Below are 25,956 nucleotides of genomic sequence, written 5' to 3'. Positions count from 1 at the left end.
CGGCGGGGAGGGCGCCTCGCGGGGTCCGGGGTCGGGTGGTGCGCGGCTGCGTGACCCTCGCGGTCGACGGCCGGGCTCCGGCCGGGATCCTGGCGGGGCTGATCCTGCTTGGTTGCGCGCGGGAGATGCCCCCGCCCGGTACGCGGCCGGACGAAGTGCCGCCCTCCATCTTGCGAATTGTACCGGCGCCCGACTCGGTCGTGGTCGATTTCGATGGGCAACTGGAGTTCCGTTTCGATGAGCCCGTCCGCATCCCGAACGACATCGCGCGGCAGATGTTCGTCTCGCCGATGGAGGTCTACGAGGCGGAGACCGGTTTCTCGGACCTTCGCCTCAGGCCCGAGGACGGCTGGAGGGACAGCGTCAGCTACTGCTATTCGATCCCGGCCGATGGGATCGCGGATCTGCTGCGCAACCGGATGGAGGGCGTGGCCGAGTTCTGCTTCTCCACCGGATCCGCGATCCCGGAGGCGCGCGTCCGCGGTTCGATCATCGATGGGCTGACGGGGCAGCCTCAACAGGAGGGGCGCGTGATATTCTGGGCGGAGCCGGACTCGATCCCGTACGGGGCCGTCACCGACAGCGTGGGAGAGTTCGTCGCGAGGGGGTTGCCGCCGGGAGAATACGAGGCGTTCGGGTTCATCGACCGGAACCGGAATCTCGTCCCGGATCGAGAGATCGAGAATCACGACAGCGCTCTGGTGACGGCGAGCCCGGATTCGTTGCGGGAACTCCACTTCGTCGTCCTGCCGCCGGACACCACGCCGCCTCTCCTCGCGCGCGCCGTGGTCGCGGGCAGTGAGATCGTTCAGCTCGAGTTCGACGATTACCTCCTCAACCCCCAGCCGGGGGAGCCCGTGATCGCGATCCGCGACTCGGCTGCGGGCGTGGATCTCGAAGTCGTGGAGGCCGTGGTAGGCTCGGCTGATGCGGTCGCCTTCCCGTTGGACAGCGCGGCTCTGGACTCGGTCGCGGGCGAGGATTCCGCGGCGGTGGCGGATTCCGCGGCGGTGGCGGACTCCGCGGCGGTGGCGGACTCCGCCGCGGTCGAACCGCCTGCGGGGGACTCCGCGGCGGCCGTGGCCGACTCGACGGAGGAGGAGCCGATACTCCCGTCGCGGTTCATCACCGTGCGGCTGGCGGCGGCGCTCGATTCCGCCACGCACCTGGTATCGGTGTCGGGCGTGGTGAATGTTCGCCGGCTCGTGGGGGGCGGGGACACGTCTTTCGTGGCCGAGCCGCTCCCGCCGCCCGCCGACTCGACGCCGACGGGCGCCGACTCGACGGAGGTGTCGGCGGAACCGGCCGCGGGAGATACGCTCGGGGCGGCGGTCGATCCCGCCGCCGCGGCGCCGGACACGCTGGGTGTGCCTCCGGACACGCTGGGTGTGCCTCCGGACACGCTGGGGGCTCCGCCGGACACGCTGGGGCTGCCACGGGACACGCTGGGGGCTCCGCCGGACACCGCCAGGGGGAACCCGCCGGACGGGAACGTGCCGGAGACGGCGTGTGACCGGAGGGTCGGGAGACGCCGCGCATGAGCGATCCGCGCCGCCGGCTCCCGTCCATGGACTCCCTCCTCAAGCGACCCGACGTCGGGGCTTGGATCGACCGCTATGGCCGCGAGACCGTAAAGGACGCCCTGGGACGGGGGCTGGACGGTGCACGCGCGCGGTCCGGGGAGGGGCGGGACCGGCTGGCCGAGATCCTCAGTGCGGCGGAGGGTGATCTGGCGGCGCGGGCGCGACCCTCACTGCAATCGGCGCTGAACGGGACGGGGGTTGTCCTTCACACGAACCTCGGCCGCGCCCCGCTCGCCGAGGAGGCCCGCAACGCTCAGGCAGAGGCCGCGGGCTACGGCAACGTCGAATTCGCGCTCGAGACGGGGCGGCGCGGCTCGCGCTACGACCACTGCGCCGACCTGCTGTGCGAACTGACGGGAGCCGGCGCGGCGATCGTCACGAACAACAACGCGGCGGCCGTCTCGCTCGTCGTGAACGAGATCGCGCGGGATCGCGACGTGCTGGTGTCGCGGGGCGAACTCGTCGAGATCGGGGGTACCTTCCGGATTCCCGATGTCGTGGCCCGAAGCGGCGGGCGGCTGCGGGAAGTCGGCACGACGAACCGAACGCGCGTGGCCGATTACGAGGCGGCGATCGGCGAAGGCACCGGCCTCATCCTCCGGGTCCACCCCTCGAACTACCGGGTGGAGGGGTTTGCCGCCCGGCCTCCTCTCGAGACGCTCGCCGCCCTCGCGAGGGATCGCGGGATCCCGCTCGCGCACGACCTCGGGTCGGGGCTGCTCGACGGCGACCTGCTTCCCGGTTTCCCATCCGGCCCCACCGTGCGGGGATCTCTCGCGGCCGGTGTCGATCTCGCGACGTGGAGCGGGGACAAACTGCTCGGCGGGCCTCAGGCCGGGATCATCGCCGGAGACCCCGCGCTGATCGCACGGCTGCGGCGCAACCCGCTCCTGCGGGCCTTTCGCGTGGACAAGACGACGCTGGCCGCGCTCGAGGCGACGCTCATGCTGTACCGCGATCCGGATCTCGCGGCCCGGCGCATCCCGGCGCTCCGGATGCTTCGCGAACCGGTCGAGGCAGTGGAGGCGCGGGCCGCGGCGGTCCGGTTCGAGGCGCCGGCCGGCAGCGGCGCCCAGGTCAGCGTCACCCGGACCGAGGCCATGGTGGGCGGCGGCGCCTTCCCGGGCTTCGCGATCCCGTCGGCGGGCTGGATCGTCACCGGAGTGGACGTCGACCGGCTCGCCGCGGCGTGCCGGGCGGGCGACCCTCCGCTCATCGGCCGCATCGAGCGCGCGGCCTTCATGGTCGACGTGCGCACCCTTCCGGACGGAGACGCGGCTCGGGCCGCCGATGTCCTCCGGCGGGCGCTTGTGCGCACGGCGGGAGGAGAGGGTGCCTGACGTCGTCCGCATCGCGGTCCTCGCGTCCGGGGGCGGGAGCAACTTCCAGGCGCTCGTCGGCCGCTTCCAGCGGGCGGAGGCGACCGACCGCGAGGTGGTCGGCGTCATCGCGAGTCGGGCGGGCGCGGGAGTGCTCGAGCGGGCGCGCCGCGCGGGGGTGGCGTCGGCCGTGCTGCCGGCGGCGCGGAGCGACGAAGCGGACGCGACGTTCCTGCTCCGGACGCTGGCCGGCTGGCGGAGTGACATCGTCGTCCTTGCCGGCTACATGAAGCTCATCCCGGAGGGGGTCGTGCGGGCCCACTGGGGACGGATCCTCAACATCCATCCGGCGCTGCTGCCGTCCTTCGGGGGCAAGGGCATGTACGGCGCCCACGTCCACCGGGCCGTCGTGGACGCCGGCGCCCGCGTCACCGGAGCGACGGTCCACTTCGTCGATGAGGCATACGACCGGGGTCCGATCCTCTGCCAGTGGCCCGTGCCGGTGCTGGAGGGTGATACTCCGGCGTCCGTCGCGGCCCGGGTACTGAAGGTGGAGCACCGGCTGCTTCCCGCGGCGGTCGAGGCGCTGGCGTCGGGGACGGTCCGCCTGGCCGCGGATGGCCGGGTGCGCTGGTCTCGGGCATGGTTCGAGTCGGAGAGGTTCTTCAACCGGGAGGGCTGAGTGGGGAAGCCGATCGCGCTCGCGAGCGTTTCGGACAAGACGGGTATCGCCGAGTTCTGTGCCGGGCTGATCGCGCGCGGCTGGGGCATCGTGTCGACGGGCGGGACGATGAAGACGCTGCGCGAAGCGGGGCTCGAGGTCCGCGGCGTGAGTGAACTCACCGGCCACCCGGAAATGCTCGCGGGGCGCGTGAAGACGCTGCACCCGACGGTGCACGCCGGCATCCTCGCGCGCCGGCCCGTGGCCGCGGACGCGGCCCAGCTCACGGCCCACGGGATCGCGCCGATCGATCTCGTGGTCGTGAACCTGTACCCCTTCCGGGAGACGATCGCGCGAGAAGGCGTGCAATTCGGCGAGGCGCTGGAGCAGATCGACATCGGGGGCCCTACGCTGCTCCGGGCCGCGGCGAAGAACCACCCCTCGGTCTGGCCGGTGTGCGATCCGGCCGATTACGAGCGGGTGCTCGCCGCGCTCGATGCGAGGGATTCCGTCCGGGAGCCGGACTTGCGGCGCGAACTCGCCGCGGCGGTGTTCCGCCACACCGCGAGCTACGACGCGGCGATCACGGACTACCTGTCGCGTGCGGAGTCCGCCGACGGTCCGGCGGTCGCATTCCCGGATGAAGCCGTCGCGTCGCTCGTCCGCGTGCAGACGCTGCGCTACGGGGAGAACCCGGATCAGGGTGCGGCGTTCTTCCGGAACGGATCAGGCCCGCCGCGCGGGATCCCGGCGCTCCGCCAGCTCCACGGGAAGGCGCTTTCGTTCAACAACATACTCGACATCGACGGCGCCCTCACCGCGATCGCGCCCTTCGTCGCCCGCGAGCGCCCCGCGTGCGCGATCCTCAAGCACTCGACGCCGTGCGGGCTGGCCATCGGGACGACCTCTCTCGAAGCCTACGAGAAGGCGCTCGCGTGCGACCCCGTCTCGGCCTTCGGCTCGGTCCTCGCGTTCACGGAGCCGGTCACGCGGACGCTTGCCGAAGCCCTGTCCCGGAACTTCGTGGAATGCGTCGTCGCGCCCGGTTACTCGGATGGCGCGCTTGGCGTCCTGCGGGAGAAGCAGAACCTCAGGATCCTCGAACCGGAGGGGGACGGGGCCCTCGACGCGGCCGGCCACCTCCGGGACGGGGTCGAGATCCGCGGTGTGCGGGGGGGCGTGCTGGTCCAGACGGCCCCCCGGCCGGCGCGTGATGTGGTCCGCGAGGCGCGGGTGCCCACGGAGCGGGCGCCGACGGACGCGGAGTGGGACGACCTCGCGTTCGCCTGGTCCGCCATACAGAGCGTGAAGTCGAACGCGATCCTCCTCGCCCGCGACGGGGCGTCGGTCGGAATCGGCGCGGGGCAGATGAGCCGGGTCGACTCGGTGGAACTCTCGATCCGGAAAGCCCGGGGGCAGGGGCTGGACGTGGCGGGTGCGGTACTGTCCTCGGACGCGTTCTTCCCCTTCCGCGACGGCGTCGATGCCGCCGCGGCGGCGGGAGTGGCGGCGATCGTCCAGCCCGGAGGGTCGAGACGCGACGAGGAAGTCATCGCGGCGGCCGACGAGCACGACATGGCGATGGTGTTAACCGGGCGACGACTCTTCCGCCATTGACCGCCGGTCTCACGGACGAGACGCCCTCCGGCCGGGGGCCGGCGGGAGGCCGGATGGGGGAAGGGGAACCACGCGGACGCAGAATCGGTTATAGTGGAATGATGGATGGTTCGAAGGCCCGCCGCCCGGGCCGGGACCATCCGGGCACGGAACGGAAACGGAGAAGCTCCATGGCGAACATCCACATCCCCCCCGGCTGGCGGCTCAGGGAGCGCGACGTGACCCCCGAGTCGATCTACCTCGACCGCAGGCAGTTCGTCGCCCGCATGGGCGGCGGGGCGGTCCTCGCCGCCGCCTCCATGGCGTGCGGGACCGGCCGGGCGGCTGAAGCCCGGGAGCGCGGCCCGCTCGACAACATCCCGGACACGCCGACGGCCGACCTCTATCCGGAGGCGATGAACGATCCGCGATTCACCCCCGGCGAGCGCCACGGGGAAGTGTCGCCCGAAGAGATCGTGGCCACGTACAACAATTTCTACGAGTTCGGCACGGACAAGGACGGGGTGTGGCGCAACGTCGCCCCCTTCGAGGCCCGCCCGTGGGAGATCGAGGTTGCGGGCCTGGTCGACAATCCCGGGGTCTACGATCTGGTCGAACTGGAACGCGCCTTCCCGCTTGAGGAGCGCATCTATCGCCACCGCTGCGTGGAACGGTGGTCCGTCGTCGTCCCGTGGATCGGTTTCCCCCTGGCGCGGCTCGTCGAACGGGTGCAGCCGAGGGGCAGCGCACGGTACGTCGCGTTCGTCACCTTCGACCGACCCGAGCAGGCGATCGGCCGGAAGTCCATGACCTGGTGGCCCTGGCCGTACCATGAGGCTCTCCGCATGGACGAGGCGATGAACGAACTCGCTTTCGTGGTGACGGGGATGTACGGCCACCCGCTCCAGAAGCAGAACGGGGCGCCGGTGCGGATTCACCTGCCATGGAAGTACGGGTACAAGAGTCCGAAGAGCATCGTCCGGATCGATTTCACGGCCGAGCAGCCGCCCACGTTCTGGAATACCTCCACACCTGCCGAGTACGGCTTCTATTCGAACGTGGATCCCGGCGTGCCGCACCCGCGCTGGTCGCAGGCGCAGGAGGAGATCGTCGGTACCGGGACGCGGATCCCGACGCTGCCCTTCAACGGGTACGGCGAGTGGGTCGCCGACCTCTACGGCGGTCGGGTGACGCCGGTGGGAGATGTCCCGCACGCGCGCTGACCGGGGGGCGTTTCAGCGCCCGTTCCCTGCCGCGGGGCGGTCCCGCCGCCCCGCGGCAGGGGCATCGCCGCGTCATGGTTGACCCGCCCCCCCCTCCCGGCTACCGTCCCGCGTGCGTTGCAGGATCGCAGCGCCCGATCCCGATCAATACATTGCCCGAACGTACATAGATAGATCTTTGAGACGACCCGCGTTTGCAGCGGTCGTGCTTGTTTTCGGGATGCTGGCCGTGCAGGGCTGTGGGGGGGAATATCCGCAGTCCGCCCTGCATCCCAACTCGGACGCCGCCACGCTCCTCGATCGCCTGTTCGACCAGATCTTCTGGTGGGCGGCAGGCGTCTTCGTCGTCGTGGAGGGCATCCTCGTCTACACGCTGGTGCGCTTCCGGCAGCGGCCCGGCGGCCCGCGGCCGAAGGAGATCCACGGGAGCGTCCTGCTGGAGGTGGCGTGGACGCTCGCGCCGGCGCTCATCCTCGTGGCCATCGCGATCCCCACCATGCGGACGATCTTCCTCGTCGACCGGTCCACCGAAGACCCCGACGCGCTCGTCGTGGAGGCGATCGGGCGCCAGTGGTGGTGGGAATTCCGCTACCCGGAACTCGGCATCGTGACGGCCAACGAAGCGCACGTTCCGGTGGGGCGCACGGTCGATCTGCGCCTGAGGACGGCCGACGTGATGCACTCGTTCTGGGTGCCGCGGCTCGCCGGGAAGCGCGACCTCATGCCGGGGAGGGAGAACCAGCTCTGGTTCCGCCCGGATTCCGTGGGCGTGTTCCACGGACAGTGCGCCGAGTTCTGCGGCACCGCCCACGCCCTCATGGGGATGCGCGTGATCGTGGAGGAGCCCGCGGACTTCGAGCGCTGGACGCGGGAGAACGCCGCCGACGCGGTGACGCCGGCCGACGCGGAGGCGCGAGCGGGGCAGGGGGTGTTCATGTCGAACGCCTGCGTGGGTTGTCACACCGTACGGGGAACGTCCGCCGCGGATCGGTTCGGTCCCGATCTCACGCACTTCGGGAGCCGGCTCACGATCGCCTCGGGCGTGCTGGAGAACACCCCGGCCAACCTGACGCGGTGGCTCGACTCGCCCGACCACGTCAAGCCCGGAAACCTCATGCCCGAGGTGGTGCTGAACCCCGCGCAGATCCGGCAGCTCGTCGCCTACCTCGGCGCACTCCGCTGACGGCATGACGACGACGAACGCGGGCGCGGGCGCGCGGATCCTCGGCTGGCTGAGCACGGTCGACCACAAGCGGATCGCCGTCATGTATTTCGTGACGGCCTTCCTCTTCCTCCTCGTCGCCGGCTTCGAGGGGCAGATGCTGCGGCTTCAGCTCGCGGCGCCCGGGCGCGATTTTCTGGATCCGGATCTGTACAACCAGCTGTTCACCATGCACGGCACGACGATGGTGTTCTTCGCCGGCATGGGGCTCGTGGCGGCGTTCCTGAACTTCGTCGTGCCGCTGCAGATCGGGGCGCGCGACGTCGCGTTCCCCCGGCTGAACGCCTTCTCCTTCTGGGTCTTTCTCTTCGGCGGTCTCTTCCTGTACGCCAGCGTGCCGCTGCGGACGATGCCGGACGGCGGCTGGTTCGCCTACATGCCGCTGACGAACGCCGAGTACTCTCCGAGTCTCGGGATGGACTTCTATCTCCTCGCGCTCCTCATCTCGGGGGTGGGCTCGATCGCGGGCGGGGTGAACTTCCTCGTCACCATCCTCAACATGAGGGCGCCGGGCATGACGTTCATGCGCCTGCCTCTCTTCTCATGGATGGCGCTCATCGTGGCCGGGCTCATCCTGCTCGCCTTCCCGCCGTTCACGGTCGGACTGATCTTCATGCTCTTCGACCGTCGCTTCGGGACGCACTTCTTCGACGCCGCGGCCGGCGCGGACCCCGTCCTCTGGCAGCACCTGTTCTGGGTCTTCGGGCACCCCGAGGTCTACATCCTCGTCCTGCCCGCCTTCGGCGTGGTATCGGACGTGATCCCGACGTTCTCGAGGAAGAGCCTGTTCGGGTATCCGATGGTCGTCTTCTCCGGGATCCTCATCGCCTTCCTCGGTTTCGGGGTCTGGGTCCACCACATGTTCTCCGTCGGGCTGGGGCCCGTCGTGAACGCGGTGTTCGGCGGGACGACGATGCTCATTGCGATACCGACCGGGATCAAGATCTTCAACTGGATCGCGACGATGTGGGGCGGCCAGTTACGCTTCCGGACGGCGATGCTGTTCGCGGTGGGTCTGGTGGGGACGTTCATCATCGGCGGATTGAGCGGCGTCATGCACAGTTCGCCGCCCACGGACCTGCAGCAGACGGACACCTACTTCGTGGTCGCGCACTTCCACTACGTGCTGATCGGCGGGACGGTGTTCGGGTTCTTCTCCGGCTTCTACCACTGGTTCCCGAAGGCGACGGGGCGGATGCTGCACGATGGGCTGGGGAAGGCCCATTTCTGGCTCTCCTTCCTCGCTCTCAACGTGACCTTCTTTCCGATGCACTTCGCCGGGCTCCTGGGCATGCCGAGGCGCACCTTCACCTACGCGGAAGGGCTGGGGCTGGACACGTTCAACCTGATTTCGACGATTGGCGCGTTCATCTTCACGCTTTCCTTCGTGCCCCTGGCGTGGAACCTGTGGCGCGCGTGGCGGCGCGGCGAGGCGGCGGGACACAACCCGTGGGATGCGTCGACGCTGGAGTGGACGACCCCTTCGCCGCCCCCGCACTACAACTTCGCGGTGCTCCCGAACGTGGACCGGCGCGACCCGCTGTGGCATCCGTACGTGGAACGGGATCTGCGACGAGGAGAAGAGGGCGAGGCCGGCGGCGTCGTGCCGCGCCGGCAGCCGGAGGTGCCGCCCGAGCCGGTGCACATGCCGGAGCCATCGTACTGGCCGCTCGTGCTCGCTGCGGGGCTGCTCCTGATGACGATCGGCGGGCTCGGATCGCTCGGCCTCACCCTGCTCGGGCTGCTGGTGGCGCTGGGCGGGCTGTTCGGCTGGGCCTTCGAGCCCCCGTTCGGCGAGGAGGCGGGCTGATGGAGGGGCCGACCGCGACGGGGATCCCGAATCGCAAGCTGGCCATGTGGGCGTTCATCGCGTCCGAGTGCATGCTCTTCGGGACGCTGATCGCGACCTACATGATCTACCGGGGCCGCAACGTCGTTCCGCCCTATCCGGAGGACCTGCTCAACATCCCGTTCATCACGGTCACGACGTTCGTCCTCCTCATGAGCAGTCTCATGATGGTGCTCGCGCTGGCGGCCGTGCAGCGGAACGACCTGCACGGGACGAAGCTGTGGCTCGGGCTCACCGTGCTGTTCGGCCTCATCTTCCTCGGTGGCCAGTACTACGAGTTCAACCACTTCGTGCACGAGGGGCTGCCGTTGTCGCGGAACCTCTTCTCTTCGACCTTCTTCGTGCTCACCGGGACGCACGGCGCGCACGTGGCCGGGGGCGTGATCTGGCTGGGCACGCTCTGCCTGCGTGCGGCGGCCGGGAAGCTGGACGCGCGGAACGCCGGGACGGTGGAGATCGCGGGTCTGTACTGGCACTTCGTGGACGCGGTGTGGATCGTCCTCTTCACGCTCATCTACCTGCTGCTGTGAGGCGCACATGAGCGAACACTCCGGCGCATCCCATCCGGGCACGCGACTCTACATCTCCGTCGCGGTGATCCTCGGTGCGCTGACCGCGCTCGAGGTCATGGTGTTCTACATCGAGGCGCTCGCGCCCGTGCTCCTGCCGGTCCTGCTCGCGATGATGGTGGCCAAGTTCGTGCTCGTCGCGATGTTCTTCATGCACCTGCGATCGGACGGGCCGCTTCTCACCGGCGTGTTCGTGTGGGGGCTGTTCATCGCCACGGCCATCGTGGTCGGCCTGCTGGCCATCTTCGGGAAGTTTGGGGCGTAGACTGTCCTGATTCGGAGATAGGGCGACACATGTGCATCCCCCTGGGCGGGGGGAGCTCAGGGGGTCCGGATTTCCAGTGCGCCGCAGCGGGACTCGAACAGCGCCGCGTCGCCCGGCAGTTTGCGCAGATCTTCGTCCAGGCCGCGCAGCCCCCGCTCGATGACCGCCTGCCTCCCCAGCCGCTGCGTGGCGGGCGGCGTCCCGTAGATTACGTGACGCATGAACACGTGGTTGACGAGGCGGCACCACGGCGTTCGCTTCGGGTCCCCGGGATCCCCGCCGGTCCTTGGCGGCGGCTGCGCCGCGGCGATCTCGGTGTACAGCAGATCCCGTCCGCGGCCCTCGGGCTCCATGCCGTATAGGCTGAGGAGGGCGCCCATGGGATCCCACCTCTGCCCGGGCGGCGTGTCTGCGGAGGATACTTCCCAGATCCGGCGCATGGCATCGAACGCGCCCTCGTAGGGCACTCCGTGCTCCGCCTTGACAGAGCCCGACAGCGCGAACATCGCGGCTAGCGCGGTCTTCGATTTGCGGATGAAGCGCACGCCGGGCGTCCACTCTGACAGCGCGATCTGCACCAGCTCATCGGCGAAGGCGTCCAGCCCCGCCCGCGAAAGGGCGTCGAACCGCTGCGTCAGCACCGCGCGGGCAGGGTTTGAGGGACGGAACTCCCCCGGCACGGGCGGACGGCGGAGTTCGCGGAGCGCCGCCTCCGGCGTCGGCGGCACCCACCTCCCGCCCGCGTCGAGAAGCAGCCCGGTGAGCCGCATCGCGCTGGGGATCGTGCCGTGGAAGTCCCCGTTCTCGTCCAGCGCCACCCCGCCCCGGGTGACGATCTCGCCGTTCTGGTCGCGCATGAACTGCGGAGGCGGCCCCTCCTCTTGCGCCCCCGAGGGCCCCGGGAGCGCGGCCGCAACCGCCAGCAGCCAAAGCATCCTCGCCACGCTCGTCCTCCCTTCGGTTGTTCGGTTCACGCGGGACACGGGATCCCGGAGTTAAACGATCCGAGGTACCATTTGTTGACCCGCCGGGGTGCGCAAGGCGATCGGGCAGCGTGCGTGAGAACGAGGCCCCAGAGCGGGTGGAGCGGCGCGCCGCCACGCTCACGACGCTCGCCGTCAGGATGGACGAGGCCCAGGGCCGGTGCGGTGGGGGTAGCGGCTCACCGGCGGAGGGAAGAGGCTGCGGCGATGCCAATGACCTCCGCCGCAACCGGTAGGCCGCCGGACCTTAGCCTTAGCCGCCAAGAGCACCCGACGGCGGGGGTTTAGGGGGTCCGGATTTCCAGTGCGCCGCAGCGGGACTCGAACAGCGCCGCGTCGCCCGGCAGGTTGCGCAGATCTTCGTCCAGGCCGCGCAGCCCCCGCTCGATGACCGCCTGCCTCCCCAGCCGCTGCGTGGCGGGCGGCGTCCCGTAGATTACGTGACGCATGAACACGTGGTTGACGAGGCGGCACCACGGCGTTCGCTTCGGGTCGCCGGGATCCCCGCCGGTCCTTGGCGGCGGCTGCGCCGCGGCGATCTCGGCGTACAGCAGATCCCGGCCGCGGCCCTCGGGCTCCATGCCGTATAGGCTGTGGAGGGCGCCCATGGGATCCCACCTCTGCCCGGGCGGCGCGTCCGCGGAGGACACTTCCCAGATGCGGCGCATGGCATCGAACGCGCCCTCGTAGGGCACTCCGTGGCTTGGCTTCACGGACAACCGCAGCACGGACATCGCGCCTTGTGCGGTCTTCGATTTGCGGATGAAGCGCACGCCGGGCGTCCACTCCGACAGAACGATCCGCACCATCTCGTCGGCGAAGGCGTCCAACTCCCCCCGCGAAAGGGCGTCGAACCGCTGCGTCAGCACGGCGCGGGCCGGGTCGGAGGGATAGAACTCTCCCGGCACGGGCAGGCGCCGGAGTTCGCGGAGCGCGGCCTCCGGGGTCGGCGCCACCCACCGCCCTCCCGCGTCGAGAAGCAGCCCGTTACGCCGCATCGCGCTGGGGATCGTGCCGTAGAAGTCCCCGTTCTCGTCCAGCGTCACCCCGCCCCGGGTGACGATCTCGCCGTTCTGGTCGCGCATGGGCCGGCGCCCGCCCTCCTCCTGCGCCCCCGCCGGCGCCGGGAGCACGGCCGCAACCGCCAGCAGCCAAAGCATCCTCGCCACGCTGGTCCTCCCTTCGGTTGTTCGGTTCACGCGGGACACGGTGCCCCCGAGTGCCCAGAGATAAACGATCCGAGGTACCATTTGTTGACCCGCCGGTGGTCCCACGAGGTCGCGTTTGTTCCGCCCACCCCCGCGTCAATCCCGCGGTCGAGGGTGAGCAGGAAGTTCAGCTCAAGCTGGTCCAGTTCGTCCACCCGATCCCCCAAGAGCCCCTCGATCGCCGCGAGATCGTCCGCGAGCTGCCGGGAGTCGGCGCAGACGTTGTAGTTGCCCTCGTGCTCCCGTTCGTGCGCCTCCACCTCTTCGACCCACGCCTCATACTCCGACGTTCGGCCGCAGGTGCCGTTGAGCGCGGGGACGGTCTCCCGGTCCCCCAGGTCCGCCGAGTTCGGGCAGTCGTGCTGCAGCGTCGCCCACTCCACGCCCGTCGCATCGTCCCGGGTCCCGTACGATGTCGCCTTCGCCGGATCCAGATCCGGGTGCAGAAGGAGCCTCGTGCCGAAGCCGGCGGCGCCGGCTACGTAGCGCAGGCCCTCCCACGGGCCCGTTCCCTGGCTCGCCGCGAAGTCGGGGATGAGGGCGTCGAACCGGCCCCATCCGCCGGCGCCAAGCGCGGCGTGAGCGGGCGTCGCGTGAGAGTTCCTGGCGAGCGCCCAGATCCGGCGCGTCACCGCGGCGGTCGCCGTCTCCGTCGCCCCCGCGATGGCTCCGCTTGGGTCGGAGATCGTCACCGTGACGGTCACGTCCGACACCGCAGCGCCGCTCCACGACATTTTTCCCAACGTCTTGCTCACCGTGCCCACCGTCACGCCTCCGGACGCCGAAGACCACGCGAACTCCAACGTCCGCAACTCCTGGCCGGACGCTGACACCGAGCACGAGCCGCCCGCGCCTCGCGGGACCGTGGGGCAGGAAAGCGTGAACTCCACGGGCTGGCGTCCCGTTTCACCGTCTTCACCGTCGCCCTTATTGCCCGGAGCACTGCCACCACTAGGGCGGAAGGGGTCTCCCGGGGCAATGGGGGTGGGGCTAAAACCAGTGTGCGTGCACCCAACGGCCACCCAGTCAAAGTCGAACCCGGCCGGGCAGCTTATCGAGATTGGAGTCGACGTTATCTTCACCCCGATTTCTTCCACCGCGCAGTTCTCCCCCCCCTTCCACTTGCAGCGGTGCTCGGTCCCCTGCGCGGCGCTCAGGGGGCGCGGTGATAGGCGGCTTCGTGCCCAGCCCAGCGGCGCCAGTACCCACGACGGCGCCTCCCCCTCGGGAGCCAGGGCGTTTGCGTCGGCCGAGCCCTGGTCAAGCTCGAAGATGCCCAGCGCCTCGAGGATCGCCTTCACTGCCCCGACCCCCTCCTCCGTCCCCTGGTCCGACTTCGGCAGCAGGCACAGCGCGCGGATCCCCACACGCTCCGGAAGCGTCTCCGTCCCGCCGTCGGCCGCCGGCCGCGTCACCTCCGCCGTAACGCTGTACAGCAGCGGCCACCACCAGTCCTTGGATGCCTCCTTCGCCGCGTCGCTGTAGACGAGCTTGTATTCCTTCGACGCGTACACTCCCGTCGCACGCCGGAAGTGGAGCACACACCCCGGCGATGTCAGGCTCGATATGACGGTCTTCCAATCCGGGAGCGTCGGCACGTCCGCATGGAAGCCCTTCGTCTCCGAAACCACCGCCGCCATCGGCCGCTCGCCGCCCGGCACCGGCTCTGAATCCGCCGGCGCCCACGGCGACTCGGAGCACGCCGCCAGCCCCGCCATCGTACCCGTTAGAAGGACCACCGGCCAAGGCCGCGGCCCGCGTAGATGCCACGCGCTGGGTGATCTTGATGTTGCGACCGGCCTGCCCGGGGTGGGGTTGTTCGGGCGGCCTGAGCCGGAACCGGCGGCAGCAATCCGCTGGAAAGCGTCCGGAGGGGCCGCGAAACGGGAAAATCGACGGCGCAACGGAGAGGCGGATCCAGCGCGCGGCAACCTGAACATCCATCCTCCCGGGCAGAACGGGACTTATGCCCGGGACTTATGTCCGGAACTTATGCCCGGGACTTATGTCCGGAACTTATGTCCGGAACTTATACTTAGTTTAGGTTCTATACGTTGCCTTACGCGCCCCCAGAATCAGGGGTATCGTCACATGGAGGTCGAGTCGCAAGAGGCGTCGGTCGGCGACTTGGAGGCGTATCTTTGCTACTACACCGAGGACCGAGCCCACCCCGGACGCTGAACTCGGGGTCGGAGGCCGATGCAGGTCATCGGCGCCAACAAGAGGTGGTCAGGCCGATGAACCTGCCGCGCCTTTTCCGAATCAGGACAGCCTGGACGGCGCGGCTCGATGCGGCGGGGCTTGTTGTCACGGGCTGCCAGGCGCAGCCGCCTGCCGGCTCAGCGCGTCGGCATCGCGGAGAGGGCGTACAGAAACAGGTTCACGCCCATCCGGAGGGCCTGCTCGCGGATCTCCGGCGCGTCGCCGTGGACGCCCTCGTCCTCCCATCCGTCTCCCAGATCCGACTCGAAGCTGTAATAGACGGCGAGTCGACCATCGATGAAGATTCCGAACCCCTGGGCGGGGTCGCCGTCGTGTTCGTGGATCTTCGGCAGACCCTCGGCAAAATCGTAGAAGACCCGGTAGATCGCATGCTCCAGCGGAACTTCGGCGAGGGGCATGTCGGGGAAGAGGCGGGCGACCTCCCGGCGGAAGGACTCGTCGAGCCCGTAGTTGTCGTCCACGTGCAGGAACCCGCCCCCGTAGAGGTAGGCACGCAGCCGTTCGATCTCGAGGGAGGTAAACGACATGTTCCCGTGCCCGGTCGCATAAAGATACGGGTGGTCCGCGAGATCGGGATCGGCGGCCCCCACTTCTGCGGGTCGGTCGGCCACGTCGATCCCGGTCCGCAGTTCGATTTGTTCGAGCAGGTTGTCGAGGCTGGAGGGGTTCGCGTACCAGTCGCCCCCTCCGTCATAGCGCAGGCGCGCGATCGTCGGAGGCTCCTGGCGCGTCGCAACGATGAGCGAAGCGTTCACGCGTGATGGATCGCCGCTCGAATGCAGCGGGGCTCTTGCCACGGGCTGCTGGGCCTTGAGACCGGGGCACGATCCGATCGCCGCCAGGGTGGCGGCCGCCACCGCCGCGAGGCCGAGGACGGTCTGCGGGAGCCGTTCCCCACGAGGCTGGGAGGCGCGGCAGTGCGGGCACGCCCTGGTGGCGTCCGGCACACGGCGTCTGCAGCGGCGGCACGGCTTCAAGCGGTCCCTCCCGTCCCTTCCCAACGTCCCCTCCCAACGATCCCTCCCAACGTCCCCAACGTTATCGGTTCGCGCGCCCCGAGGCGAAGGCCGGGCCGTTCGTGGCCACACCCCGAGTCGCGGTGTGAGCGGGGCCGGCGCTTGCATGACAGGGCGCGACGAGGGAGCATAGCGAGACCTGTGCGGGTCCTCTTCCGCTTCTTCCCGCACGATGAGAACCTGAGCGATGCGTCGATACGCGGCCTACGATCCCCCCGAATACGTATCCTGGCGGCCGGACCGCGGGCTCCTCGAGCAGTACCGCGCCCGCGTGGAGGCGCATCCCGACCGCCAGCGCGAGATCGCCGGGCTGACCCCCGAGGCCCACCTGGCGCTGTACCGGGGTCTGCTCCGCTTCCGCCTCGGCGACATCGCGCTGGCGCGCTGGGTGAAGCAGGGGGTGATCTCGAAGGCGTGGCTCGCCACGGGAGAGGAAGCCGTGACGGTGGGGGCCGTGCACGCGCTCGACCGGCGCGCGGCGGAGGGGGACATCGTCGGCCCCATGATCCGCAACCAGGGGGCCAACCACGAGATGGGCGTACCCCTCGTGGAACTGTTCCGGACCTACCTCGCGACACCGGATTCCCCCACCGGCGGACGGGACCTTCACCTGGGGGATCTCCGGCACGGAGTCTGCCCGCCGATCAGCATGGTCGCGACGCTGTCGACGGTGATGAACGGTTTCGCCCTCGCCTTCCGGATCCGCGGGGAACGCCGGGTGGCGCTCACATGGGTGGGCGACGGGGCGACGAAGCACGGCGAGGCGCACGAGGCGTTCGCCTTCGCGGCCTCGCTCGCGCTGCCGATCGTGTTCATCATCCAGAACAACCAGGTGGCGCTGGGGACGCGGATGGACCAGCACCACGTGCAACCGGATTTCTCGGATTGGGGGGCGGCGTACGGAATCCCTTCCCGGACCGTGGACGGCAATCATGTCCTCGACGTCTACGCGGCGACGCGGCTCGCGGCCGAAAGCTGCCGGGCGGGCGGCGGGCCGCAGTTGATCGAAGCGCGCACCTTCCGCATGGGAGGCCACGCGACGCACGACGTGCGCGAGGCCCGGGCCACCTTCGCGCCCCGGCTGTTCGAGTACTGGGGACGACGGGACCCGATCGGGATGTACGAGGAGTACCTGGCGGGCGTGCACCTGGGAGCGCCGGGCGACGGGGACCTCCGGACCCGGAACCTCGCCCGCCTCGAAACGGTGGAGCGGGAGGTCGAAATGGAGATCGAGGAGGCCGCGAAGGCGGCGCTGGCGAGCCGCGACGCAGGGCCCTCGCCCGGGGGCGGCGCGGGGTTCGGCGTGTACGGGCAGGCGCCGGCATGAGCGGCGGCGGGCGCCGGCCGCGCCAGGAAGGTCTCATCGACGGTACCCCGTGGACGCTCTTCGACGCCGGACGGACGGCTTCGGGCCTCGGCCTGGGCTACTTCGTCCGCGACGATCTGGGCGCGGGAGACCGGCGAGCGGCGCTCGCAGCGGAGATCGAGGTCGGGCGGCTGGACGACGAGGCCTTCCGCCGGCTGTGGGAAGCGGGCCGCGGTCTCACGGCCACCGAGCGGCGGGTGGTCGACGACGGGGGCTCGGTGTGGCTGGCGCAGGTCACGGGGCCCGTGTGGGCCGAGGGCGGGACCGCGGCGGGAGCCATCGGCATCCGGCTGCGATGCGTCTCCGCGGAGCACCCGGTCGTGGAGTGGAACGGCGTGGCCCTCGCGGATACGCCGGATGCCGCGCTGGCCGCTCGCGTCGGCGGGTCCGAAGGAGTCGCGCCATCCTCCGACTGACGTTTCTCGGAACGGCTTCCTCCCGGCCGACGGTGTCGAGGAACGTCCCCGCGCTCGCGCTGAAGCGGGAGGGACGCAGGTTCCTTCTCGATTGCGGCGAGGGGACGCAGCGCCAGATGATGCGCTACGGGGTCGGTTTCTCCGTGGGCGACATCCTCATTACGCACCTGCACTCGGATCACTATCTGGGACTGGCGGGTCTGCTCCGGACCATGAGCCTTCAGGGGCGCGAGGAGCCGCTCCGGATCTGGGCGCCGCGGGGTGCCGGGGGTGCGCTGCGGACGCTGCGGGACCTCGGGGGCGCCCGGCTGGCGTTCGAAGCCCCGGTCCGCGAACTCCGCGCGGGCGAGGCGATCGAGGGGGATGGATACCGTCTGGAAGCCTTCGCAACCGACCATACGCTCGCTTCCCTCGGCTACGCGCTCCTTGAAGACCCGCGTCCGGGAAGGTTCGATGTCGGGGCCGCGCGCGCGTTGGGCGTGCCGGAGGGCCCGCTCTTCGGCCGGCTCCATGGCGGCGAGAGCGTGGAGCTCGAGGACGGCCGACGGGTGGACCCGACGGATCTCATCGGACCTCCGAGGCCGGGACGGAAACTGGTCTATACCGGGGACACGCGGCCCTCGCCGCGGACGGTCGAGATCGCCGGGGGAGCGGACCTCCTGGTCCACGAGGCCACGTTCTCGGCGGAAGAAGCCCGCCGCGCCCGGGAGACGGGCCATTCCACGGCGGGGGGGGCGGCCCGCATCGCGGCGGAGGCGGGGGTCAAGCGGCTCGTCCTCACCCATATCAGTGCGCGGTACTCGGAGCGCCCGACCCGACTTCTCGAAGAGGCGCGGGCCATCTTCCCGCGCACCGAGCTGGCGCGGGACGGCTGGTCCGTGGAGGTGCTCTTCGATGACGCGGATTCGGGAGGTGCGACACCTTGATCCGCGTACGCGTGCCGGGCGACAAGTCGATTTCGCACCGGGCCGCGCTCCTCGCCCCGCTCGCCGCCTCGGACTCGGTGGTCCGGGGACTTTCCACCGGAGCCGACGTGCGCTCGAGCGTGCGCGCCATGCAGCGGCTCGGAGCCGCCATCGAGTGCGAGGAGGACGAGGGCGGTCTCACGATCCGCTGCCCCGGCGGCGGCCTCGCCGGGGGGGCTCCGCCGCGGCTCGACTGCGGGAACAGTGGAACGACGGCGCGGTTGCTCACGGGAATCCTGTCCGGCGCCGGCGTCGCCGCCGTCCTTGACGGGGACCCGTCGCTGCGGAGCCGGCCCATGCGGCGGATCGTGTATCCTCTCCAGGCCATGGGCACCCGGATCGAGTACGAAGGCGAGCCGGAGCGACTCCCGATCCGGGTTCGGGCGCGGGCCACGGGCCAGCTGAGACCGCTTCGCCACCGGGCCAGGGTCGCGAGCGCGCAGGTCAAGTCCGCCGTGCTGCTCGCGGGCGTCCTGGCCCGGGTTCGTGTCTCCGTGAGCGAGCCCGCGCTTTCCCGCGACCATACCGAACGCATGCTCGCCGCGATGGGGGCGCCGGTCGTGTTCGACCCCGCCCGGGCCGGGGCGGGCGAGGCGGCCTTCGACCCGGCCGGGTGGGACGGGGGGCTGGACGGCCTGCACATGACGGTCCCCGGCGATCCCTCCTCCGCCGCCTTCCTCATCGGCGCGGGGCTGCTCAGCGGCCGGGCCGTCCGGGTCGAGGACGTGGCGGCCAACCGTGGGCGCACCGGCTTCCTCGCGGTCCTCGAAGCGATGGGGGCGGCCGTGCGCCGCGACCCCTTGCCCGATCAGGCCGGTGAACCCCGGGAGACGTGGACCGTCCGGCCTCCCGATGGGCTGCGCGCGTTTTCGATCGGAGGTGCGGCGGTCCCGGGACTCATCGACGAGGTCCCGCTGCTGGCCGTCCTCGCCGCCCGGGCGCGCGGCCGGTCCGAGATCCGCGACGCGGCGGAGTTGCGCGTGAAGGAGAGCGATCGGCTGACCGGGCTGGCGCGGGCCCTCGAGTCACTCGGCGTGCGGGTCGAAGAACGCGCCGATGGTCTGACGATCGAGGGCCGCGGGGGACGGCTCCGGGGTGCCGTCGAGAGCCGGGGAGATCACCGGATCGCGATGGCGTTCGGGGTGCTCGAGGCGGCCGGGGACGCCGACCTGGCGATCGACGATCGCGCCTGCGCGGGCGTGTCGTTCCCCGGCTTCCGGGAAGCCCTGGCGCCCTTCACGGAGGGCGCGGCCTCCCGCCCCGCCGCGCGGCCGGACGGGCGGGTGATCGCGGTGGACGGCCCGGCGGCCTCCGGCAAGAGCACCACGGCCCGCCGCGTCGCAGACCGGCTCGAGTTCGTGCATGTGAACTCCGGGTTGCTCTACCGGGCGATCACCTGGTGGGCTCTCCGGGAGGGAATCGACGACGAGGCGCGGGCGGTCGAGGACGCCGTCCCCGCGCTGGCCCTCGAGCTCGTCCCCGGGCCCGAAGGGCTCGCCGTCGGCGTCGGGGAGGCCATCCCCGACCGGGCGCTCCACTCGCCCGAGGTGACCGCGCGGGTGTCCGCCCTCTCCGCGCTTCCCGCGGTGCGCGCGGTCGTGTTGGACCGCCTGCGCCGGGCCGGCCGAAGGCACGAGATCGTATGCGATGGCAGAGACATCGGAACGACCGTGTTTCCGGACGCCGGCCTCAAGGTCTTTCTCGTGGCGGAGCCCCGCGAGAGGGCCCGCCGACGCCTGCGGGAGCGGGGTGCGAATCTCACCGAGGAGAACATCGAGCGAGAGGCCGCCGCCCTCGAGGCGCGCGACCGGCTGGACAGCTCCCGCTCGCTGTCGCCGCTGAAACGCGCGGAGGAGGCGGTCGTGATCGACACCACGGGGAGGGATCCGGGCGAGGTCGTGGATTCCATCGTACGACTCGCCGTCGAACGCCGCCTCACCCGACTCTGACCGGGACGTCGCCGGAACGGCTTTTTTATGTTGACGGAACCCTTCGTCCGCTCTAGCTTCGCGTACTGTCCACGGATTGTGGCGGGGGAACGTGGCGTCCCGCGACGATCCTGTTGAAACCCGAGATAAAGGGATCGGCCGGCGGCTGGGCGGAGGGGTGCGATGCTCGGTCAGGGTCGATCTTTTTTTGCCACCGAGGCCCGGTGGGACCGGAATCCGGCCCGCCCGGGACGATGACTTTCGATGCCCGACGACAAGACCCCGCAGGACGACGTCACCGAGAGCACGGTCGACGCCGACGAGAACGGCGATCCCTCCCGGGAGGATGAACCGGCACTCGTCCCCGTGCCGGAAGCTTTCGAGCCCAGCCCCATCGATCTCGATCTCGATGCCGACCCGCGCGACGATTCCCAGCACGATGAGGCGGAGTACCGGGAACTCCTCGCGCTCTACGAAGACACCCTCAGCCAGATCGCGGAGGGAGAGATCGTCTCCGCCCAGGTCATCGGCCGGACGGAGACCGACATCATCCTCGATGTCGGGTTCAAGTCCGAGGGGGCCGTGCCGCTGGACGAGTTCCAGGACCCGGACGCGGTGCAGCCGGGCGATTCGGTGGATGTCTTCCTGGAGAGCCTCGAAGACGACGAGGGCGTCGTCGTGCTGTCCAAGAAGAAGGCGGATTTCCTTCGCGTCTGGGAGAAGATCAAGGACGCCTTCGACAACGATCGTCCGGTCAATGGGCGCATCAAGCGCAAGATCAAGGGTGGCGTGACCGTCGACCTCATGGGCGTGGACGCGTTCCTGCCCGGATCCCAGATCGCGCTCCGTCGGGTCCCGAACGTCGACGACCTCGTCGGCGACGAATACGAGTTCAAGATCCTCAAGCTGAACAAGCGTCGCCGGAACATCGTAGTCAGCCGGCGAGTGCTCCTCGAGGAGGAGCGGGCCGGAAAGCGGGAGCAGTTGAAGGAGGAACTCTCGGTCGGCGACGTGCGGGCCGGGGTGGTCAAGAACATCACGGACTTCGGCGCCTTCATCGATCTCGGGGGGATGGACGGCCTCCTCCATATCACCGACATGTCGTGGGGCCGGATCGGACATCCGTCGGAAGTCTGCGACATCGGACAGACGCTCGAGATCAAGATCCTCGACATCGACTGGGACCGCGAACGAATCTCGCTCGGTCTCAAGCAGCTTCAGGAATACCCCTGGAAGAACGTGGCCGAGAAATACCCGGTCGGGACGCGCGTGCTCGGGCGGGTGGTGTCGATCACCAACTACGGGGCCTTCATCGAACTCGAGCGCGGGATCGAGGGGCTCGTGCACATCTCGGAGATGTCCTGGACGCGCAACGTCCGCCATCCCTCGCAACTCGTGGGCATCAACGACAAGGTCGAATGCGTGGTGCTGCGGGTCGACGAGGACGCGCAGAAGATCTCGCTCGGCATGAAGCAGGTCGAGGAGGACCCGTGGCTCGCGCTGCCGGCGCGGTATCCCCCGGGGACGAAGATTCGGGGTCTGGTCCGGAACCTCACGTCGTTCGGCGCCTTCGTCGAGGTGGAAGCCGGGATCGACGGCCTCGTGCACATCTCGGACATGAGCTGGACACGCCGCGTACAACACCCGGCCGAGGTGTTCCGCAAGGGCGACGAGGTCGAGGTCGTGGTCCTCTCGATCGATCCCGACCAGAAACGGATCTCCCTCGGACTCAAGCAGGTGCAGGAGGATCCCTGGTATCAGCTCGCCCAGTCCTACCAGCCGGGGCGAGAGGTCCCTGGCTCGATCAGCCGGCTGCTCGAGAAGGGCGTCGTGGTCGACCTCGGAAGTGATCTCGAGGGGTTTGTGCCGATTTCGCAGCTCGGCGTCGAAGAGCAGTTGGCCGAACCGGCCGAACACTTCGACGAAGGGCAGAAGCTCGACCTGCGGGTTCTCGAGACGGATCCCATCAACCGTCGGATCGTCCTCGCCGTCGTGGACGCACCGGATGTTCCCTACGATGCCGCAGAGGTGGAGTACGAGAGCATGGCGGGGGCGCAGGCCGGCTCGTCGAATCGGGCCGCGGCCGGGAAGGCGTCCGGTGCCGATGATGAGGCGGGGGCGTAGGCGCTTCGACGCGAGGCGGTTCGCAGCGAGGAGGCCCCCCACCCTCGGCTGCCTGGCCACGCTGTTCGTCGCGGCGGGCTGTCTGTTCCGCAGCGACGATCCCATCATCGACGCCGTGGGAGCGAGCGCGATCGACCTCGAGGTGGCGGCGGCCGCGCTGCTGCGGTCCGAAGCGGACTATGAGCGAGGGGACTTCGCATCGGCCGGGGCCCGCGCCGACTCGCTGAACGCCGCCTGGGAGAGCCGCGAGACGTTGCGCGCGCTGGCCGACCGCGCCCTCGTCCTGGCCGGTCGGGCGCTGGAGGCGCAACGACTCCCCGGCGCCGCGGCGGACCGCTACGGGCGGCTCCTCGACCGGGTCCCCGAGGGTCCCCTCCTTGAGGAGACGGTGGAACGGCTGGTCCGTACTCTGTCCGAGACGGGCAGGGAGGGGGAGGCCGTCGCTGCCGTGCTCGCCCACCCCGGGACGCTTCAGGCGGTCGGCCCGGATGCGTTCCGCCAGTTGGCTTCGGCCCTCGACGTCACGCAACTCCGCGCCTTCGCGAGCGGGAACCCGACGGCGACCGCAGCGGCCGCCGTCGTCCACGTCCAGCTCGCGCGGCTGCTCATCGTCGCGGGGGAGGGGGAGGAGGCTCGACGCCTTGCCGCCGGCGTCCTCCAGGGGAGTCCCGCCGAGGCCGAACGGTCCGCGGCGGAGCTGATCGCGGCGGCCGAGACGGATCTGGGCAGCGCTCCGGCCCGGATCGGAGCGATCCTGCCCCTCACCGGTGATCTCGCCGACGTGGGGGAGCTGCTGCGCGAAGGGATCGAGGTCGCCGTCGACCGCTACCGACGCGAGCGTCCGACGGGATTCGAAGTGGAGCTGATATTGCTCGACGACGCTTCGGACCCGGACAATGCGGCCGGACTCGTCCGTTCGCTGGAGAGCCGGGACGTGATCGCGATCATCGGCCCCCTCCGCTCGGAGTCGTTCGCGACCGCTTCCCGGGCCCGGCGCAACCCGCGGCTCCCCATCATCAGCCCCACCGCGACCGAGGTGCTGCGGCCGAGTCCGGGCGCCTACACCCTTTCCGATGCCGCTACGCTCGAGGCGGACGTGGCGGGGGAACTCGCCCGCTGGATCCTCGAGGAGTTGGGGCTCCGACGCGTCGCGGTCCTGGAACCGGTCGGCGTGGGGCTCGCCGGGGCCGTGGGGACGTTCACCCGCGCGATTCTGGAGGGAGGCGGGGAACTGCTGGCGCACCAGCGATACGATCCCTCGCTCACGACCTTCCAGGAGCCCATCGAGGCCCTCGCGGCTTTGGAGCCCGATGTGGTCTTCGCACCATCGGCGTCGGCGTCCGGCGTACTGTCCGTCGCGCCTCAGCTCTTCTACTACGGACTCTACAACGCGATCATCGTGGGAAGCGCCGCCTGGGCCGAACCCGCCGCCCTGCGCCGCCTCGAGGAGTTCGCGACGGACCACCGGGTCGTGGGGCTCACGACGGATCGAGTGAGCGCCGGAACCGCGTGGCAGCAATTTGTAGCAGATTATGAGATGAAATACCGCAAATCATTGCGTGATAATATGATGCCGGCTTTGGCCCACGATGCTGCAACGCTCGCGCTGGCGGCCCTCGAGGGAGGACGACTTCCGATTCCGGCCGCGCTCGCCGCATACCTCGAGACGGAACCGGAGGTCGAGGGCGTGACGGGGCGCCTGCGGCCCGACGCCGGGCGCTCCTCGGTGCGGCGCGCCACGGAGGTGCGCATGCTCGTCGACGGCGTCCCCGCCGAAGCGGATCGGGGCGCGCTCCTCAGCTGGCTGGCCGGGGTGCGGGGAGCCCCGTCGCCCTTCGCCCCGCGAGATACGGTCGCGACGGACACGACGTTCAGGATGCCGTCCCCGTGAGCATGCGCGACAAGCTCTCCGAGCTCGAGGCCAGATCCGCCCAGGCGCTGCGCGGAGACCCGGAACGCCTCGCCCGGCAACATGCGCGCGGGAAGCTGAGCGCCCGTGAACGCCTCGACGTCCTCCTCGACGAGGGGAGTTTCGTCGAACTCGACCGTTTCGTGGAACATCGCTGTACCGATTTCGGACTCGCGGACCGGCGGATCCCGGGGGACGGCGTCATCACGGGATACGGCCGCATCGACGGCCGCACCGTGTATGTGTTCAGCCAGGATTTCACGGTGTTCGGCGGGTCGCTCTCCGAGGCGCACGCCGGGAAGATCGTCAAGGTCCTGGACCTCGCGACCAGGAACGGAGCCCCGATCATCGGGATCAACGATTCGGGGGGCGCTCGTATTCAGGAGGGGGTCGCCTCTCTTGGAGGCTACGCGGACATCTTCCTGCGCAACACGCTCGCGTCGGGGGTCATCCCCCAACTGAGCGCGATCCTCGGCCCGTGCTCGGGCGGAGCCGTCTACTCCCCCGCCATCACGGACTTCGTCTTCGTCGTCGATGGCGTGAGCCACATGTTCGTGACGGGTCCGGGCGTCGTGAAGACCGTGACGCACGAGGACGTGACCTTCGACGAACTTGGCGGCGCGTCGGTGCACGCGGGACGCTCCGGCGTCGCGCACTTCCGCTCCGCGACGGAGATCGAGGCGCTGGGGATGATCCGGCGGCTCCTCGGATATCTGCCCTCGCACAACCAGGAGAATCCGCCCTGGCGCGAGACCTCCGACCCGGTGGACCGGGCCGACGAGGCCCTGCTCGACATCATCCCGGATGACCCGAAGCTCCCGTACGACATGCTCGACATCATCGGCCGGATCGTCGATGAAGGGACGTTTCTCCAGGTCCACGCCGATTTCGCCCGCAATATCCTCACCGGGTTCGCCCGGCTCGGGGGGCACGCCGTGGGGGTGATCGCGAACCAGCCGGCCGTGCTCGCCGGGGTTCTGGACAGCGATGCGAGCATCAAGGCCGCGCGTTTCGTCCGTTTCTGCGATGCGTTCAACGTCCCGCTCGTGACGTTCGAGGACGTGCCCGGCTTCCTTCCGGGCGTGAGAGAAGAGCATCGCGGCATCATCCGCAACGGCGCGAAACTGCTCTTCGCCTACTGCGAGGCCACGGTGCCGAAGTTGACGGTGATCACCCGGAAGGCGTACGGCGGCGCGTACGACGTCATGTCGTCGAAACACATCCGGGGCGACCTCAACCTCGCCTGGCCGAGCGCGGAGATCGCGGTGATGGGAGCGAAGGGGGCGGTGGAGGTCCTCTTCCGGCGAGAGATCGAGGCCGCCGGGGATCCGGCCGCGCGGACGGACGAACTCGAGGCCGGGTTCCGGGCCAAGTTCGCCAATCCCTACCTCGCCGCGATGCGCGGCTTCATCGACGACGTGATCGATCCCCGCCAGACGCGCCGCCGTCTCGTGTCGGGGCTCGAGACGATGGCCGAGAAGCGGGACGGCAACCCGCCGAAGAAGCACGCCAACATCCCGTTGTGATCGTC

At 69.9% G+C, this 25,956-nt stretch carries 21 protein-coding genes; 17 read left to right on the top strand and 4 right to left on the bottom strand.

What is annotated here, in order from left to right; genetic code table 11:
• The first annotated feature begins 50 nt into the window (after positions 1–50).
• The 9 genes from ACOQPP_RS04955 (at position 51) to ACOQPP_RS04915 (ending at position 10,287) form a co-directional block, all read left to right on the top strand.
• The gene (locus tag ACOQPP_RS04955; RefSeq protein ID WP_419166350.1) at positions 51–1,541 is read left to right on the top strand and encodes an Ig-like domain-containing protein; all 1,491 of its coding nucleotides are present in this window, start codon (positions 51–53) and stop codon (positions 1,539–1,541) included.
• Positions 1,538–2,923: an L-seryl-tRNA(Sec) selenium transferase gene (gene selA, locus ACOQPP_RS04950; protein ID WP_419166351.1), complete on the top strand. Its 1,386-nt coding sequence runs from the start codon at positions 1,538–1,540 to the stop codon at positions 2,921–2,923. Before ACOQPP_RS04955 ends, selA begins: the two co-directional genes overlap by 4 nt.
• A complete protein-coding gene (purN, locus tag ACOQPP_RS04945) occupies positions 2,916–3,584 on the top strand; it encodes a phosphoribosylglycinamide formyltransferase (protein ID WP_419166352.1) in 669 nt (222 codons plus the stop codon). The genes selA and purN overlap by 8 nt, the downstream gene beginning before the upstream one ends.
• Complete coding sequence (purH, locus tag ACOQPP_RS04940) at positions 3,585–5,180, top strand: bifunctional phosphoribosylaminoimidazolecarboxamide formyltransferase/IMP cyclohydrolase (RefSeq protein ID WP_419166353.1); 1,596 nt, start codon at positions 3,585–3,587, stop codon at positions 5,178–5,180. It begins immediately after the preceding gene.
• Between the two features lie 170 nt (positions 5,181–5,350).
• On the top strand, positions 5,351–6,382 hold the full coding sequence (gene msrP, locus ACOQPP_RS04935) for a protein-methionine-sulfoxide reductase catalytic subunit MsrP (protein ID WP_419166354.1): 1,032 nt from the start codon (positions 5,351–5,353) through the stop codon (positions 6,380–6,382).
• 229 nt (positions 6,383–6,611) lie between these two features.
• Complete coding sequence (gene coxB, locus ACOQPP_RS04930) at positions 6,612–7,565, top strand: cytochrome c oxidase subunit II (RefSeq protein ID WP_420635932.1); 954 nt, start codon at positions 6,612–6,614, stop codon at positions 7,563–7,565.
• A gap of 4 nt (positions 7,566–7,569) precedes the next feature.
• Positions 7,570–9,414 (top strand): cytochrome c oxidase subunit I, encoded by a 1,845-nt coding sequence (ctaD, locus tag ACOQPP_RS04925; RefSeq protein ID WP_419166356.1) that lies wholly within the window; start codon positions 7,570–7,572, stop codon positions 9,412–9,414.
• Entirely contained in the window at positions 9,414–9,983 is a 570-nt protein-coding gene (locus ACOQPP_RS04920) for a cytochrome c oxidase subunit 3 (protein WP_419166357.1), read from the top strand. The genes ctaD and ACOQPP_RS04920 overlap by 1 nt, the downstream gene beginning before the upstream one ends.
• A 7-nt stretch (positions 9,984–9,990) precedes the next feature.
• Positions 9,991–10,287, top strand: coding sequence for a cytochrome C oxidase subunit IV family protein (locus tag ACOQPP_RS04915; RefSeq protein WP_419166358.1), 297 nt, complete (start codon positions 9,991–9,993; stop codon positions 10,285–10,287).
• A 56-nt stretch (positions 10,288–10,343) separates the two neighbouring features.
• Here ACOQPP_RS04915 and ACOQPP_RS04910 read toward each other — a convergent pair whose 3' ends face one another.
• Positions 10,344–11,231, bottom strand: coding sequence for a hypothetical protein (locus ACOQPP_RS04910; protein ID WP_419166359.1), 888 nt, complete (start codon positions 11,229–11,231; stop codon positions 10,344–10,346).
• Between the two features lie 110 nt (positions 11,232–11,341).
• On the opposite strand from ACOQPP_RS04910, the gene ACOQPP_RS04905 reads away from it, so the two are divergent.
• A complete protein-coding gene (locus ACOQPP_RS04905; protein ID WP_419166360.1) occupies positions 11,342–11,506 on the top strand; it encodes a hypothetical protein in 165 nt (54 codons plus the stop codon).
• 48 nt (positions 11,507–11,554) lie between these two features.
• Here the strand turns inward: ACOQPP_RS04905 and ACOQPP_RS04900 are convergent, their stop codons facing one another.
• From ACOQPP_RS04900 to ACOQPP_RS04890, 3 genes are all read right to left on the bottom strand, one after another.
• Entirely contained in the window at positions 11,555–12,439 is an 885-nt protein-coding gene (locus ACOQPP_RS04900; RefSeq protein WP_420635931.1) for a hypothetical protein, read from the bottom strand.
• A gap of 26 nt (positions 12,440–12,465) precedes the next feature.
• A complete protein-coding gene (locus ACOQPP_RS04895; RefSeq protein ID WP_420635930.1) occupies positions 12,466–14,217 on the bottom strand; it encodes a hypothetical protein in 1,752 nt (583 codons plus the stop codon).
• A 600-nt stretch (positions 14,218–14,817) separates the two neighbouring features.
• Positions 14,818–15,678 carry a DUF4159 domain-containing protein gene (locus ACOQPP_RS04890; protein ID WP_419166364.1) on the bottom strand — a complete coding sequence of 287 codons (861 nt, stop codon included), beginning with the start codon at positions 15,676–15,678 and terminating at the stop codon, positions 14,818–14,820.
• Between the two features lie 226 nt (positions 15,679–15,904).
• On the opposite strand from ACOQPP_RS04890, the gene ACOQPP_RS04885 reads away from it, so the two are divergent.
• The 7 genes from ACOQPP_RS04885 to ACOQPP_RS04855 all read left to right on the top strand — a co-directional run bounded on the left by ACOQPP_RS04885 (position 15,905) and on the right by ACOQPP_RS04855 (position 25,951).
• On the top strand, positions 15,905–17,044 hold the full coding sequence (locus ACOQPP_RS04885; protein WP_419166365.1) for a thiamine pyrophosphate-dependent enzyme: 1,140 nt from the start codon (positions 15,905–15,907) through the stop codon (positions 17,042–17,044).
• A complete protein-coding gene (locus ACOQPP_RS04880; protein ID WP_419166366.1) occupies positions 17,041–17,499 on the top strand; it encodes a hypothetical protein in 459 nt (152 codons plus the stop codon). The genes ACOQPP_RS04885 and ACOQPP_RS04880 overlap by 4 nt, the downstream gene beginning before the upstream one ends.
• The gene (gene rnz / locus ACOQPP_RS04875) at positions 17,487–18,425 is read left to right on the top strand and encodes a ribonuclease Z (RefSeq protein ID WP_419166614.1); all 939 of its coding nucleotides are present in this window, start codon (positions 17,487–17,489) and stop codon (positions 18,423–18,425) included. Before ACOQPP_RS04880 ends, rnz begins: the two co-directional genes overlap by 13 nt.
• Positions 18,422–20,413 (top strand): 3-phosphoshikimate 1-carboxyvinyltransferase, encoded by a 1,992-nt coding sequence (aroA, locus tag ACOQPP_RS04870; protein WP_419166367.1) that lies wholly within the window; start codon positions 18,422–18,424, stop codon positions 20,411–20,413. The genes rnz and aroA overlap by 4 nt, the downstream gene beginning before the upstream one ends.
• Positions 20,414–20,656: 243 nt before the next feature.
• Entirely contained in the window at positions 20,657–22,516 is a 1,860-nt protein-coding gene (locus tag ACOQPP_RS04865; RefSeq protein ID WP_419166368.1) for a 30S ribosomal protein S1, read from the top strand.
• On the top strand, positions 22,497–24,407 hold the full coding sequence (locus ACOQPP_RS04860) for an ABC transporter substrate-binding protein (RefSeq protein ID WP_419166615.1): 1,911 nt from the start codon (positions 22,497–22,499) through the stop codon (positions 24,405–24,407). The genes ACOQPP_RS04865 and ACOQPP_RS04860 overlap by 20 nt, the downstream gene beginning before the upstream one ends.
• Before the next feature lie 2 nt (positions 24,408–24,409).
• The gene (locus tag ACOQPP_RS04855; RefSeq protein ID WP_419166616.1) at positions 24,410–25,951 is read left to right on the top strand and encodes an acyl-CoA carboxylase subunit beta; all 1,542 of its coding nucleotides are present in this window, start codon (positions 24,410–24,412) and stop codon (positions 25,949–25,951) included.
• Positions 25,952–25,956: the final 5 nt, after the last annotated feature.

This window comes from Candidatus Palauibacter sp. (assembly GCF_965222475.1).
In the GTDB taxonomy this organism is placed as follows: domain Bacteria; phylum Gemmatimonadota; class Gemmatimonadetes; order Palauibacterales; family Palauibacteraceae; genus Palauibacter.
Note: the sequence above shows the minus strand (reverse complement) of the source record. Positions and strands in the feature narration are given on the sequence as shown.